General features: G+C 63.0%; 15 protein-coding genes and 2 pseudogenes. 4 read left to right on the top strand and 13 right to left on the bottom strand.

All coding sequences use genetic code 11. The annotated features are described in order from the left end of the window. Nucleotides 1-6: 6 nt before the first annotated feature. On the bottom strand, nucleotides 7-261 hold the full coding sequence (locus D6860_RS15350) for an anthrone oxygenase family protein (RefSeq protein WP_256359820.1): 255 nt from the start codon (nucleotides 259-261) through the stop codon (nucleotides 7-9). A 25-nt stretch (nucleotides 262-286) separates the two neighbouring features. Between D6860_RS15350 and D6860_RS15345 the strand changes: the two are divergent. Next, nucleotides 287-532, top strand: a pseudogene (locus D6860_RS15345) (ISKra4 family transposase); the annotation flags it as partial. A gap of 308 nt (nucleotides 533-840) precedes the next feature. Here D6860_RS15345 and D6860_RS15340 read toward each other — a convergent pair. Then, nucleotides 841-1,875, bottom strand: coding sequence for an IS110 family RNA-guided transposase (locus D6860_RS15340; RefSeq protein ID WP_076625821.1), 1,035 nt, complete (start codon nucleotides 1,873-1,875; stop codon nucleotides 841-843). Between the two features lie 291 nt (nucleotides 1,876-2,166). Between D6860_RS15340 and D6860_RS15335 the strand changes: the two genes are divergently transcribed. Next, nucleotides 2,167-2,916, top strand: a complete 750-nt coding sequence (locus D6860_RS15335; RefSeq protein ID WP_076625820.1) for an SDR family oxidoreductase — start codon at nucleotides 2,167-2,169, stop codon at nucleotides 2,914-2,916. Nucleotides 2,917-2,925: 9 nt separating this feature from the next. Here the strand turns inward: D6860_RS15335 and D6860_RS25290 are convergent, their stop codons facing one another. The 11 genes and pseudogenes from D6860_RS25290 to D6860_RS15280 form a co-directional block, all read right to left on the bottom strand. Further along, nucleotides 2,926-3,981 (bottom strand): nitroreductase family protein, encoded by a 1,056-nt coding sequence (locus D6860_RS25290; RefSeq protein WP_076625819.1) that lies wholly within the window; start codon nucleotides 3,979-3,981, stop codon nucleotides 2,926-2,928. A gap of 5 nt (nucleotides 3,982-3,986) precedes the next feature. Further along, nucleotides 3,987-4,787 (bottom strand): enoyl-CoA hydratase/isomerase family protein, encoded by an 801-nt coding sequence (locus D6860_RS15325; RefSeq protein WP_076625818.1) that lies wholly within the window; start codon nucleotides 4,785-4,787, stop codon nucleotides 3,987-3,989. A gap of 8 nt (nucleotides 4,788-4,795) precedes the next feature. Further along, nucleotides 4,796-5,542, bottom strand: a complete 747-nt coding sequence (locus tag D6860_RS15320) for an SDR family NAD(P)-dependent oxidoreductase (protein WP_076625817.1) — start codon at nucleotides 5,540-5,542, stop codon at nucleotides 4,796-4,798. Between the two features lie 7 nt (nucleotides 5,543-5,549). Next, complete coding sequence (locus D6860_RS15315) at nucleotides 5,550-6,698, bottom strand: thiolase family protein (protein ID WP_076625816.1); 1,149 nt, start codon at nucleotides 6,696-6,698, stop codon at nucleotides 5,550-5,552. 1 nt (nucleotide 6,699) lies between these two features. Further along, on the bottom strand, nucleotides 6,700-7,026 hold the full coding sequence (locus D6860_RS15310; protein ID WP_157895900.1) for a Zn-ribbon domain-containing OB-fold protein: 327 nt from the start codon (nucleotides 7,024-7,026) through the stop codon (nucleotides 6,700-6,702). Between the two features lie 43 nt (nucleotides 7,027-7,069). Then, complete coding sequence (locus tag D6860_RS15305; protein ID WP_076625814.1) at nucleotides 7,070-8,059, bottom strand: branched-chain amino acid ABC transporter permease; 990 nt, start codon at nucleotides 8,057-8,059, stop codon at nucleotides 7,070-7,072. Between the two features lie 11 nt (nucleotides 8,060-8,070). After that, on the bottom strand, nucleotides 8,071-8,955 hold the full coding sequence (locus D6860_RS15300; RefSeq protein WP_076625813.1) for a branched-chain amino acid ABC transporter permease: 885 nt from the start codon (nucleotides 8,953-8,955) through the stop codon (nucleotides 8,071-8,073). A gap of 15 nt (nucleotides 8,956-8,970) precedes the next feature. Continuing rightward, the gene (locus D6860_RS15295; protein ID WP_076625812.1) at nucleotides 8,971-9,687 is read right to left on the bottom strand and encodes an ABC transporter ATP-binding protein; all 717 of its coding nucleotides are present in this window, start codon (nucleotides 9,685-9,687) and stop codon (nucleotides 8,971-8,973) included. After that, nucleotides 9,680-10,432 (bottom strand): ABC transporter ATP-binding protein, encoded by a 753-nt coding sequence (locus D6860_RS15290; RefSeq protein WP_076625811.1) that lies wholly within the window; start codon nucleotides 10,430-10,432, stop codon nucleotides 9,680-9,682. The genes D6860_RS15295 and D6860_RS15290 overlap by 8 nt, the downstream gene beginning before the upstream one ends. Before the next feature lie 57 nt (nucleotides 10,433-10,489). Next, nucleotides 10,490-11,701 carry an ABC transporter substrate-binding protein gene (locus D6860_RS15285; protein WP_076625810.1) on the bottom strand — a complete coding sequence of 404 codons (1,212 nt, stop codon included), beginning with the start codon at nucleotides 11,699-11,701 and terminating at the stop codon, nucleotides 10,490-10,492. Between the two features lie 207 nt (nucleotides 11,702-11,908). Beyond that, nucleotides 11,909-12,031, bottom strand: a pseudogene (locus tag D6860_RS15280) (IS5/IS1182 family transposase); the annotation flags it as partial. On the opposite strand from D6860_RS15280, the gene D6860_RS25285 reads away from it, so the two are divergent. Next, nucleotides 12,021-12,188 (top strand): hypothetical protein, encoded by a 168-nt coding sequence (locus D6860_RS25285; protein WP_157895899.1) that lies wholly within the window; start codon nucleotides 12,021-12,023, stop codon nucleotides 12,186-12,188. The pseudogene D6860_RS15280 and the gene D6860_RS25285 sit on opposite strands and share 11 nt — an antisense overlap. 148 nt (nucleotides 12,189-12,336) lie before the next feature. Continuing rightward, nucleotides 12,337-13,323 carry an MBL fold metallo-hydrolase gene (locus D6860_RS15275; protein WP_076625809.1) on the top strand — a complete coding sequence of 329 codons (987 nt, stop codon included), beginning with the start codon at nucleotides 12,337-12,339 and terminating at the stop codon, nucleotides 13,321-13,323. Nucleotides 13,324-13,350 lie beyond the last annotated feature (27 nt).

The following is a 13,350-nucleotide window of genomic DNA, read 5'->3' as shown; positions in this document are numbered from 1 at the left end:
CTGCCTCTAGCGGCTGACCGCCAACACGCCGAGCGCCGAAGCGGCGATGGCGAGGACGATGCGGAAATTGTGGATCATGAGCCAGGTATCGAGCTTCCCCGAAACCTGCTCGACAGGAATGGTCTTTGCGGCAAGCGCCGTGTTGCTAGGCGCGAAATAGCCCATGGTGATCGCGAAAACAGCGAGGAAGCAGCCGGCCGCGCCGAGCCAGATGATGCGGTTGGCGCTGTTGCTCCAGTCTAACCAGAGCACGCCGACCAGCCCGATCAGTGTCGGACACGACCGCCGGGAACTCTACACCTATCTGGCAAACAATATGGATAGCCTGACCGACTATGGTTGGCGGTACCGCAATGGTCTTCCGATATCTTCGTCCCGAGCGGAAGGCTGCGTGGACGACATCAGCAACACACGCATGGGAAAACGCCGACGGATGAGATGGTCACCCAAAGGCGCCCATCACGTTGCCATCGTGCGGGCTACCGTTCTCGATGGAAGGTTGACCAGCGCATACCGCAGGGAGGCTGCCTGACCCCCAAGTTTTGCCCACTCCCGCCCGAAATCAATGCATCCTTCTCTATTCGGCGTTCTTTGGTCAAGCGCCTTCGAGCAGTTGTCAACGGCGGGTCTTCAGGTCTTTCGCGGGCCCTCGCTTCTCTTCGGGATCGGCACGCTGGCCCTCCCATCATGGGATTAGAAGAGTGAAGCGGTCCAATCTGACTCGCGGCCTGGCAGCCATGATGCTGCCGGAACTGGACGCATTGCGAACTCACCTCACCCATCGTCCCGCGAAGGACGTCTTCCCACCTGCGGTGGAACTCTAAATCCTTTCCGGGTCGATCACATTGCGATGGCTCCCTCCCGCGACCAACGGAACTCGCTGCCATCGACCCACATCCTGTGCATGATCACCGAAAGGCGCCGCGCCAAAGCCACGACGGCCTTCTTGAAGCCACTACGCTTCGCGACGCCCACGGCCCAAGCTTTTAGCCATGACCATTTCTTCACCCTGGTCAGCATGGATTGCGCGGCCTCGTACAGCAAGGCTCGCATCATTCCGTCGCCACACAAGGATACCCGGCCGACGCGTTGACTTTCTCCGGACTGTTTTAGGACCGGTGTCAGCCCTAAGACCGGCCCAACCGCTCGAGATCTTCGAAAGCGCGCCGGGATATCAATGGTGCTGACGAAGGCAAGAGAAGTCACCGCGCCAACACCTGGGACTGTCATCAGACGCATGCAAACGGCGTCTCCCGTCGCGATTTCCACAACCTCGCGGTGCAGTTTGGCGAAGCCCTCACGGAGCTTGCGCCTTGCCGCGAGCAAGACGCTGATCACCTTCTCCAGTTCCGGCAGTTCCGCGATGAGTTCCAAGGCGCGGGCTTCGAACTTCCCTCTGCCAACGATGCCGACCTTGAGCCCGAAGTTGCGCAGCAAGCCGCGAATATCATTCTCGACAGCAATCGCCTTCTCTTGCAGGAGCTTCCGGGCTCGCAGCAGAGCTCGGCGCTGCTGGCTTTCCCGGGTCTTCACATGCACCGGACGGTATAGGTTGACCCGCATCATCTGCGCGATCCCACGCGCATCATTGCGGTCGGTCTTGTTCACCTGCGCCTTGAGGAAGGCCTTCGCGTGGCGTGTCTCGATACAAATCACCGGAAGCCCCGCGCGCGCCAGCCCTTCGAACAACCATTGCGACAGCGGACCGGCTTCCAACCCAATCCGTTCGAAATGGACCCCGATACCGCTCAAGGCTAGAGAGAGCTCCTCGGGGTGGCTCGCAATCTTCATTTCTGAGCAGACTTGGCCGTCGTCGTCGACAACACAAATGGCGGTTTCTTTTACTGAGACATCCAATCCGGCATAATGTTTCATGCTGCGTCTCCTTCCTTGATGCTTGTGGCTGCTTCACACAGACCACGTATTATCATCAGCTCGAGACGCAGCACCTACCGGAGACCGAGGCTGGAAGTGGGGCGCAAGCCGAATACCCCATCTGACCCGGCAGGCATCGCATCGGCCATGCTCCTGCGATACATTTTCTCCTCTATGATCGTCGAAATAGTCAATTGCCCAATCTCCAAGGATTAGGCACCTTTCGTTGATGCATGAGTAAAGGAGGATCGTCATGTACCAAAAATTGCCACACTGGCTCGAGGCCGCAGCATGAACCGGCTGGCGGGCAAGGTCGCCCTGATCACCGGTGCCGCGTCGGGCTTCGGAAGGGGCATGGCCGAGGCGTTTGTGCGCGAGGGCGCGAAGGTCATGATCGCCGATCTGAACCTAGCGGGGGCTAAGGCCGTCGCGGCTGAGATCGGCAACGCCGCAGCTGTCGGATGCGATGTGTCCAAGGCCGAACAGGTCGAGGCGGCGGTCGCAGAGACGGAAGCGGTCTTCGGTTGCCCCGACATCGTGATCAACAATGCGGGCTGGAGCAACCGGAACGCGCCGTTGATGGAGACGGACGAGGCGACCTTCCGCAAGATCTTCGACATCAACGTGCTGTCGATCTTCCACATGACCCGGTCCATGACGCCCAGGTGGCGGGCGCAGGGCGGCGGGATCATGATCAACGTGGGCTCGGTGGCGGGCATCCGTCCCCGCCCGGGTCTCGCCTGGTACAATACCAGCAAGGGTGCGGTGAACCTGATGACCCGCACGCTCGCGGTCGAACTGGCGGCGGACCGGATCCGCGTTTGCGGCATCGCCCCTGTGGTCGGCGCAACGGGCCTTCTGGAAAGCTTCCTCGGCAAGCCCGATACGCCCGAAAATCGCGCGGCCTTCCTTGCGACGATCCCGATGGGCCGGTTCTGCACGGCCGAGGATGTGGCCGGTGCGGCCCTGTATCTCGCCTCCGACGACGCCCGCTTCATCACCGGGGTGATCCTGGAAGTGGACGGCGGCCGGACGATCTGACCGGAGGCGCTAACGCGCCTCCCCGACCCTTTTGAACGAGCCCTGGGCGGTGGCGAGCAGTCGCCCGTCCGGGGCTCGCAACTCTCCTCCCGAAAAGTAGATCCGCCGCCCGCCGCCCGACACCGCGCCGCGTGCGATGATCTCTCCTTCCGAAACACCCGCGACATAACTGATGTTCAGCGTGATGGTCACGGCGCTCGCGCGGCTGCCGGGCTCGATCCCGGCATAACCGCAGGCGACGTCGAGCAGCGTGGCGATCACGCCGCCCTGCAACTGTCCGTGCCGGTTCAGGTGGCGCGGGCACAGCATGAGGCGAAACTCGGCCTGGCCCTCCTCCCATTGGCTCAGCGTGATGCCAAGGTCGTTGAGGAGCGGATTGGTAAGTGAATCCATGTCAGTCTCGTTGAAGCGGGTGAACACCTCCACCGGCTCGCGCGGTGGGGTCAGGCGATTGATCTCGGACTCCGGGTCGGGATGGCCCAGGGCGATGCCGCAGATCACCATCTGATGCGCCTCCATCAGCAAACTGGCCCGGATTGTCCGGTGATGGGGGGCGAAAGCGGCCTGCAGGCAGGTGCCCAGGCCCTCGGCCCGTGCGGCGAGGGTCAGGGATTGCAGGAAGATGCCCACGTCGATCAGCGCGCCCTGACCAAGGCGCCGGTCGATCGACAGGATCAGGCCCACGGGGGCGCCGAAGAAGGTGAAGTTGCGGTCATGATGCGCCACGGCACCAGCGCGATCACCACGCTGGACGCCGATCAGTGAATACAGCGCCCAGCCGTTCTCGCGCCGGCGGCTGAGATGCGGCTCTGGCCATTCCGCGGGATAATAGTCGTATTCCGGCGGCGGCAGCGGCGCGCCGTCCCGCCGCTCGGCCAGCAGTGCTGACGCCAGGCGTTCCAGCGCGGCGCCTGTCAGAACATTCACCTGCCAGGGCTGGGTGTTGTTGCCGCTGGGGGCCTGAGCCGCCAGCGACAGGATCCGGGTGATCTGCGCGCGCGGCACCGGGCGGTCCAGGAAGGCACGGGTGCTGCGGCGGGACGTCAGGGCCTCGGCCACATCCATCCCTGTCAGCGCCCGTTGAAGACAGGGGGACGCCTCTCGGCAAAGGCCTGGCGGCCCTCGACCCGGTCCTCGGTGTCGCGCAAATGGCCCCAGGCAAGCTCCGCCATCTGCATCCATTGCCCGGGCGCCAGCCCATCGGACTGGTCGATCAGCATCTTCACCATCTGCACCGCCAAAGGCCCCTGTCCTGCGATCCGCAGCGCAAGCGCCTGGACCTGTTGGTCGAAGCTTGCCAGATCATGCACGGCGCTGACCAGCCCATGCGACAGCGCCTGCTGCGCTGACAGACGTTCGGCCGTGAAGAGAAGATGCACGGCCAGATGCCGGGGCAGGGCGCGCAACAGGGCGTTGACCCCGCCCGCCCCGGGCAGGCTGCCGGTCGCCACTTCGGGCAAGCCGAACTGTGCGTTCTCGGCGGCGACGACCAGATCGGCCTGCAGGGCGATCTCAAGGCCGCCGCCCAGGCAGAACCCCTTCACGGCGGCGATCATCGGCTTGCGCCGCCGCAGGTCCGAGAGGTCCAGCAGGCGGATGTAGAGACCCGCCTGCGCCGCCTGTTCCAGCCCGTAGGCATAGGCCTCTGCCACCCCCTCCGTCACCTTGGTGCCGCCGATATCGGCACCGGCCGAAAAGGCGCGCTCGCCCGAGGAGGTCAGGACCAGCACCCGCACCGCAGGGTCGCTGTCCGCAGAGCGGATGGCGGCACGGAGCTGGTGCAAATGGTCCGGGTCCAGGGCGTTCAGCTTCTCCGGCCGGTCCAGCGTGATGGTGGCGATGGCATCGGCCACTTGTGTCAGGATGGGCATCACATCTCCTAGACGCTGGGGCTGGCCAGCGAGCGGCCGCCGCAGACATAGATAAGCTGTCCGGTCAGGTAGTCGTTGGCCGGATCGGCGAAGAACAGGACGGCGCGGGCGATGTCATCGGGGCGACCGATCCGCTTGCGCGGGACGGATTGCCGCAGTTTTTCCTGCACGCCGGGCTCGAAACTCGCGAACATCGGCGTTTCCACGATGCCGGGGGCGATGGCATTGACCGTCACCCCTTTGCTTGCGAATTCCAGCGCCAAGCTTCGGGTCAGGCTGACCACGCCCCCCTTTGCGGCCGAATAGTTGGCCTGTCCGAACCCGCCCAGCCAGGCGCGGGACGAGATGTTGACGATCCGACCTTCTCCTTGGGCGAACATCACCGGGGCGACGGCGCGACAGGTCAGGAAGTTGGATCGCAGGTTAGTGCTGATCACATCGTCCCAATCGGTCTCGTCCATATTGGTGATCCGCTTGTCGCGGACGATGCCGGCGTTGTTCACCAGCAGGTCGATACGGCCCCAGGCGGTCTGGACCTGTGTGATGGCCTCGGCCACCGCGGCGGCCTCGGTAATGTTGACGGTGACGGGCATGACCTGGACATCCGGGAATTCGCGGGTCAGCGCGTCCCGGGCCTCGGCCAAGGCGGTTTCGTTCAGGTCAAACAGGGCGGTGGCATAGCCGGCCCCCATGAGAGCCCGGGCAATGCCGAACCCGATGCCCCGTGCTCCGCCGGTGACGATTGCAGTGCGCATGCTTGCCTCACACCGAAAGAATGTGGACGGAAGAGGCGGCGTGATCCACCCCCGCGATGCCGCCGCCGGTGCATTGAGTCAGGGCCACGCGAGCGCCTTCCACCTGCCGCCCGGTGGCACGGCCCTGCAACTGCCAGACCATCTCGACCATCTGGGCGACGCCGGTGGCACCCAACGGGTGGCCCTTGGCCAGAAGTCCGCCGCTGGGGTTGACCGGCACACGCCCACCCAGCGCCGTGCTGCCACTGCGAAGAAGCGCGGCGCCTTCGCCGTGCGGGGCAAGTTGCAGTGCCTCGTAATACAGAAGCTCTGCGATAGTGAATGCGTCATGGAGCTCGACCACATTAACCTCGGATGGCGAGATCCCTGCCTGATCATAGGCCAGCTGAGCCGTTCTTGCGGTGATCTCTGCATCCAGGATGTCGTCGCATCCCAGTTCCTGATGGCCAGATTGCACTGCCGACGCGCGGATCCTGACCGGCTTGGCGCTTGCGGGCCGCTTCGTCGTCAGCACCACCGCTGCAGCCCCGTCCACCATCGAGGGACAGCATTGAAGCAGGGTCAGGGGTTCGGCAACCGGGCGCGAGGTCAGCACCTCTTCCAGCGTGACCTCCTTCTGCTGCTGGGCGTAGGGGTTGCGCGCCCCAGCGGCCCGGTTCTTCACGGCAACACGGGCCAGGATCTCGGGGGTTTCGTCCCGTTCGTGCAGGTAGCGCATCCCGCGCATGGCGTAGACCGAGGGAAGGGTCATCCCTTGGGCGGCGTAGAGCGTGGTCTTGTAGTCATTGCGCTGCAGCGGGATCGTGCCGCCGCCCAGTTGGGTCAGCGCCTCGACGCCCCAGACGAGGACGGTGTCATAAATGCCCAACTCCAACGCCTGTTTCGCCAGTTGGACGGCGGTGGCGCCGCTGGCACAGGCATTCTCGACATTGTAGAGCGCGGGTCCGGTGATCTGAAGGTCGCGGACCAGGACCTGACCCAGGATCATCCCGCCATAGACATTGGCACTGTACATGGCCTGAACGTCGCCCGACATCAGCCCGGCATCGGACAGGGCCCCCAACGCGGCTTCCTGGACCAGGTCCTGCATGGATTTCTGATCGTGCCGGGCGAATTGCGTCATAGCTGCACCGGCGATGTAGACTTCGGTTGCCATCTTAGTTCCCTTTCAGCGGAGCGAAACGATAAGTCTGGCCCTCAGGCCCCTCGGCAGGCACGGCCCCCACGGCCATGCCGATACGCACCTGATCAGGGGCCATGTCGAGCCTTCCGAAGACGCGCGCGCCCTGGGCGAAATCCACCAGAGCAAGGACAAAGGGTTTCTGCCCGGACTTGGGATTGGGGTGAATGACGGTGTAGCTGTAAAGCTTTGCCGGTCCGGTCAACTCGACATCATCATACAGCGCCGCCGCGGGGGAGGTGGCGGGAAGACGCGGGAAGACAGCCTGGCCGTCCCTACGGCTGCGAGAGGCGAGCAGGGTCAAACTCCCACTCTCGCCATGTACGAACACTGGTTCCATGATTTTCTCACTCCGTGATGATCTTGTCTTTGTTGAGTTTTTCTGCGGACTTCGCCTTCGGGCGGCGCAGGCGAGTTATCAGGCCGGGCAGTTCGGATAAGGTGCCGACCAGGCCCTTGCGGAACAGCAGCACCACCGCGACGAAGATCGCGCCCTGGATCACGACGACCCACTCGCCGTAAGAGGCCAGCGCGTCGCTGAGCAGGATCAGGAAGGCCGCCCCCACCACCGGGCCGGTGAGCGTTCCGATGCCGCCGATCAGCGCCATCAGCACCACCTCGCCCGACATGTGCCAGCCGACGTCGGTGAGCGAGGCCAGCTGGAAGATATAGGATTTCATGCCCCCCGCGAGCGCCGCTATAGCGGCCGAGATCACGAAGGCAAGTAGCTTGTAGCGGCTGGCCCGGTAGCCGAGCGAGATCGCCCGCGCCTCGTTGTCACGAATGGCTTTCAGGGACTGGCCGAAGGGCGAGTGGACGATGCGCCAGATCAGCAGCCAGAGACAGACGAACATCGCCATGATGACGTAATAGAGGATGTGGTCATCAGCGCCATTGATAAACCCAAGGACGGGCTGGCGCGGGATGCTCTGGATCCCGTCCTCGCCACCTGTCAGGGGCGAAGTGACGAAATAGAAATAAGCCATCTGCGCAAGGGCCAGCGTGACCATCGAGAAGTAGATCCCCGTGCGCCTGATCGCCAGCCAGCCGACCGCCCCCCCCGCCACGGCCCCGGCCACAAGGGCTGCAAGCCAGGCGAGTTCCGGCGGCACGGCATGGGCCTTCATCAGATAGCCCGCGACATAGGCACCGCCGCCAAAGAACATGGCATGGCCAAAGGACAGCAAGCCCGTGAAGCCTAGAAGAAGATTGAAGGCGCAGGCGAAGATGGCGAAGCACATCACTTTCATCAGCAGCACCGGATAAACAGCCAGTGGCAACAGGGCCATGACCACAAGGATCGCCGCACCGATCAGCAGTTTCGGATGGTTGGACATGATGAAGCTCCTCATTTCGTTGTCCCGAACAAGCCGGCGGGCTTGACCATCAACACGACCGCCATGACGAAGAAGATCACGGTCGAGGAGGCAGGTGGCCAGAAGGCCTTGGTGAGGCCTTCCAGCACCCCCAGGCCGAAGCCCGTGAGAATCGCGCCGCCGATCGAGCCCATGCCGCCGATCACCACCACCGCGAAGACGACGATGATCAGTTGCGTGCCCATATAGGGGTTGATCAGGTAGATCGGAGCCGCCAGAACCCCCGCCAGCGCGGCCAGGGCCACCCCCGCGCCGAAGGTCAGGGTCACCAGCACTGGCACCCGGACACCGAAGGTTCGCAAGAGATCGGGGTTTTCGGTCGCGGCGCGGAGTAGCGCGCCGAGCTTCGTACGCTCGATCGCGAACCAGGTGGCAAGGCATACGACAACCGAGGCGAGGACGACGAAGCCGCGATACCAGGGCAAATACATGAAGCCCAGGTTGATCCCCCCCTTGATGGGAGAGTTGAAGGGAAGACCCGAGGCACCAAACTGAACCCTCGTCAGTCCCTCGATCAACAGCGCCAGACCGAAAGTCAGGAGAAGACCGTAGAGGGGATCAAGACCCGCGAGGCGGCTGATGAGCACACGTTCCAGGACTATACCGATCAGACCCACGGCCAGGGGAACGATGATCAATGCGGCCCAAAACGAGAGGCCTAGGCCACTGACGGCGACCCATGCGCCGAGGGCGCCGAGCATGTAGATCGCTCCATGGGCGAAGTTGATGAGGTGCAGCAACCCGAAGATCAGCGCCAGGCCCAGGCTGAGCAGCGCATAGAAGGCACCGTTGATCAGACCCAGCAGAAGCTGACCCAAAAGTGCCTGCGGCGGTATTCCAAAAAGATCGGCAAACATGATAAGCTCCTTCGATCAGACGCCAAGAAATGTGGCCAACCGTCCGGCATTGGCCTCGATCTGGTCATTGGGGATCATGTCCACGACCGTGCCGTCCTCGACCACGTAATGGCGGTCGGCGATCGTGGCTGCGAAGTGGAAGTTCTGCTCGACCAGCAGGATGGTGAAGCCACGCCGCTTAAGATCGGTGATCACGGCGCCGATCTGCTCGACGATCACCGGCGCCAGGCCCTCTGTCGGCTCGTCCAGCAGCAGGAATTTGGCGCCGGTCCGCAGGATGCGCGCAATGGCCAGCATCTGCTGCTCGCCCCCCGAAAGCTGGTTGCCTCTGCTGCGGGCGCGTTCCTTGAGCCTAGGGAAGATGTCATGCACCTCGGCCAGCGTCAGCCCGCCGGGCCGCAGAACAGGAGGCAGTTCCAGGTTCTCGGCCACGGAAAGCGAGGCAAAGATGCCACGTTCTTCCGGGCAGATGGCCAAGCCCAAGCGACCGATGGCCTCGGGCAGCAGGCTGATGGTCTCGCGACCCTGGAAGGTGATCGACCCTGTGCGCTTGTTCAGAAGGCCCATCAGTGCCCGCATGGTGGTGGTCTTGCCCGCGCCGTTGCGGCCCAGAAGCGTGACCAGCTCGCCTTCGCGGACTTCGAAATTCATGCCGTGCAGCACATGGCTGTCGCCATAGTGACCTTGCAGGTTGGACACGCGGAGCAGGGGTTCGGACGCGGCGTCAAGCATGTTGACCTCCCATATAGGCATCAATCACGTCGGGATTTTTCGACACCTCGGCATAGACACCTTCTGCAAGGACCTGACCGCGGGCCAGCACGGTGATCCGGTCACTGAGATCGGCCACGACTGAAAGATTGTGTTCGACCATCAGAATGGTCCGGCTGGCCGAGATGCGGCGGATCAGGTCGGCGATGGTGCGGATATCCTCCCGCCCCATGCCGGCCATCGGCTCATCCAGCAGCAGAACCGAGGGCTCCTGGGCCAGCGTCGCGGCAATCTCCAGTGCGCGGCGGCGGCCGTAGGACAGTTCCGAGGCGCTGCGCTGCGCCAGATCGGCCAGGCCCACCCAGTCCAGAAGCTCCATCGCGCGCCCGTTCAGCCGGTCCAGCCCCCGTTCCGAGCTCCAGAAATTGAATGTGTTCACCTCTCGGCGCTGTAGCGCGATGCGAACATTCTCCAGCACGGTCATCGACCCGAAGGTCGCCGAGATCTGGAAGGACCGCACCATGCCCATCCGCGCGATCTGCGAGGCGCCGATCCCTGTCACGTTGCGCCCATCCAGCAGGATTTGGCCAGAGGTCGGGGTGAGGAAATTGGTGATCAGATTAAAGCAGGTGGTCTTGCCCGCTCCATTGGGTCCGATCAGCGCATGGATATTGCCCCGCTTCACCTGAAGCGAAACATCGGACACGGCTTTGAAGCCACCGAAGCTTTTTGTCAGATTACGGGTTTCAAGTACGAAATCAGCCACCGGGTCACCTGATTGGAAAGAGGGGGGGGGCCGCAGGTCCCGCGGCCCCGAGATGGCTCAGGGCACCAGAGTGCAGCCTGCCGCCTTCGACGCTTCCAACGGCATGTTGCCTTCGGCGGGCGGCACGGTGCGCAGGATTTCGTAGAAATCCCAATCGCCGCTGGACTGGTCGGGTGTCTTCGCACGGGCCAGATAGATCGGGTGGGTGGCGCGGCCGTCGATGCGGATCTCGGTCTCGCCGAACAGCGGGTCCTCATAAGCGCCCTTGTCCCGCATCGCCGTGACCACAGCAGCGCCGTCATCGGGGCTGCCTGCGGCAAGCACTGACTCGAAATACAGCATCGCGGCAGAATAGTTGGCCGCCTGTCCCATCGTGGGTCGCGCCCCATCCATGCGTTCGGCAAAGCGCTCCGAGAAGGCGCGGGTCTGGTCGTTCAGGTCCCAGTAGAACCAGGTCGGGAAGGTGAGACCCTGCGCGACCTCCAAACCCATGGCGCGGACGTCGGTCAGGAAGATCGCCAGAGTGACGAGCTTCTGACCCGATTGGGTGATGCCGAACTCGCCGGCCTGCTTAATCGAATTGATCGTGTCGCCGCCCGCGTTCAGAAGCGCGATGGCATCGGCGCCCGAGGCCTGGGCCTGCAGCAGGTAGGACGAAAAATCGGCCGAATTCAGCGGGTGCATCACCTCGCCCACGACCTCGCCGCCGCCCGTTTCGATCAGGTCGCGAGCAACGTCGCGAGCGTTGTGGCCGAAGGCATAGTCGACAACGATCAGATACCAGGACTTCGCGCCGCCATCCAGGGTGGGAGCGACGGTGCCACGCGCCATGCCCCAGCTGTCATAGGTCCATTGCACGGTGTTGGGCGAGCATTCCGCGCCAGTCAGCGCATTAGTGGCTGCATTGGTGGCCATGAAAACCTTGTTCTTCTCGCGCGTGATGGCCGAGACGGCGAGGGCAGCGGAAGAGGCGGTCACATCGAACACCGCATCGACCCCGCGCTGATCATACCATTCCCGGGCGATGTTCGACGCGAGGTCCGGCTTGTTCTGGTGATCCGCCGTCTCCAGCGTGATCTTCACCTCGGGATGCGCGGCGGTGAAATCTTCGATGGCGAGATTCATCGCCTCGACCGACCCCTTTCCAGCAAAATCTGAGTAGACCCCGCTCATATCCGAGATCAGGCCCACGTTTATTTCAGTTTGCGCCTGCGCCAGACCCGCAAAAGCAGACAGGCAGACTGATAGCCCCATACTAATGATCTTCATGATTCCTCCCAAAACATGTTTGCACGAGCTCCTCCGAACCCGCCTGCGCAGAAGAGACATCTGACCCTCTTGGACAGACACACCTACCTTGCCAGTCAAGTTTCGGGAAAGAGTGGCTGCGACGCAAAGCACAATAAGGCCGAAGTAAATTTACATTTTCTCAACCAGCGCCGACTGGGCAACGGCCCCCGGCAGAACCTTGCCGGGGCCGCCGGGCTGTGCGGGTGCGCCGATGTAATCGCCGACCTGTCCAGCGGTGACGAACAGGCCGGTCACTCGTCCCTGACTGTCGCAGATGGCGTGCAGCTTGGTGTTCCAGGTGGCACTGGTCGCGGCACATCATAACCCAAGCCTGAAATCCTTCACAGATCGCATCCGCAAGGCCGGAAAACCGCACAAGTTCATCATCGCCGTTGCGAGAAAGCTCGTCACCATCGCGAACGCCCTGTGCAAGAGCCGTCAGAAATCAACCACCGCGACGACTTGAGAAATACAATTGCTAGGGTTCGGGCAGAAGCTTACAAAATGTCCGCGCTCATTGAGATATTGTCCTGCCTGCTGGTCTGCCGGTTGCCCTTAGCCTGCCTCACAGGGATTGGTTCCCGCAATTGACTGACCTTGGAGGAGGACGAGAGATGACCCAAATTTATTCACCCTATCTGAGCCGACGCCACCTGTTGCTGGCCGGAGCCGCAACTCTGGCCGGGGGGCTGATGCCCCGCACCGCCCTGGCCGAAGCGCCGCCTCTGGGTGGCACTGTACCGGGGTGGTATCGCTTCGGGATCGGTGACATCGAAGCCACGATCATCTCGGACGGGCTGCTGAACCTCGGCTCGGCCAATGACCAATTCCCCAATGCCCCGCAGGACGATATCGCCCGGATCATGAAGGAGGAGTTCCTGCCCGCCGATCCGATGATGCTGGAGCAGAACTGCCTGGTCCTGAACATCGCCAACCGTGTGGTGCTGTTCGATTCGGGTATCGGCTCGGATCAGACCTTCGGTGATAAGGCGGGCCGCATGCTGCGCAATCTCCAGGCAGCAGGGATCGAGCCCGGGCAGGTCGATGACGTTGTCCTGACCCATGCCCATTGCGATCATTGCTGGGGACTGGTCGCTGATGATGGTGCGCTGAACTTCCCCAATGCCACCGTCCACATCAGTCAGGTGGATTTCGACTATTGGACGGATGAGGCGAACCTGTCCGGTCCGGGCTTCATACCTTTTTTCGTTGCCGGGGCGCGCAAGAACCTGTTGCCCTATCGTGACCGGCTGAGCTTCGTGGCCGATGGCAAGGAGGTGATGCCCGGCGTCACCGCGATCTCCACGCCCGGTCATACACCGGGGCACATTTCCTATGTCATCGCCTCGGGCGGGCAAACGTTCCTGAACGTGGGCGACGTGGTGCATCACTATGCGCTGCTGTTCGAGAATCCCGGCTGGCGCTTTGCCTTCGACAGCGATCCGGGCATGGCGGCCGAAACCCGGCTGAAACTGTTCGACATGGCCGCAAGCGAGGAGATGCCGATGATCGGCTATCACTTCCCGTTCCCGGGACTTGGCAATATCCGGCGCGAGGGCTCTGCCTATGCCTATGTGCCGATCCCGATGGTGCATGCCTGACGACACCAGGTCGGCCTGATCGGGCCG

The organism is Salipiger sp. D13 (assembly GCF_003703915.1).
Taxonomy (GTDB): domain Bacteria; phylum Pseudomonadota; class Alphaproteobacteria; order Rhodobacterales; family Rhodobacteraceae; genus Salipiger; species Salipiger profundus.
This window is presented reverse-complemented; position numbering and strand designations above follow the sequence as displayed.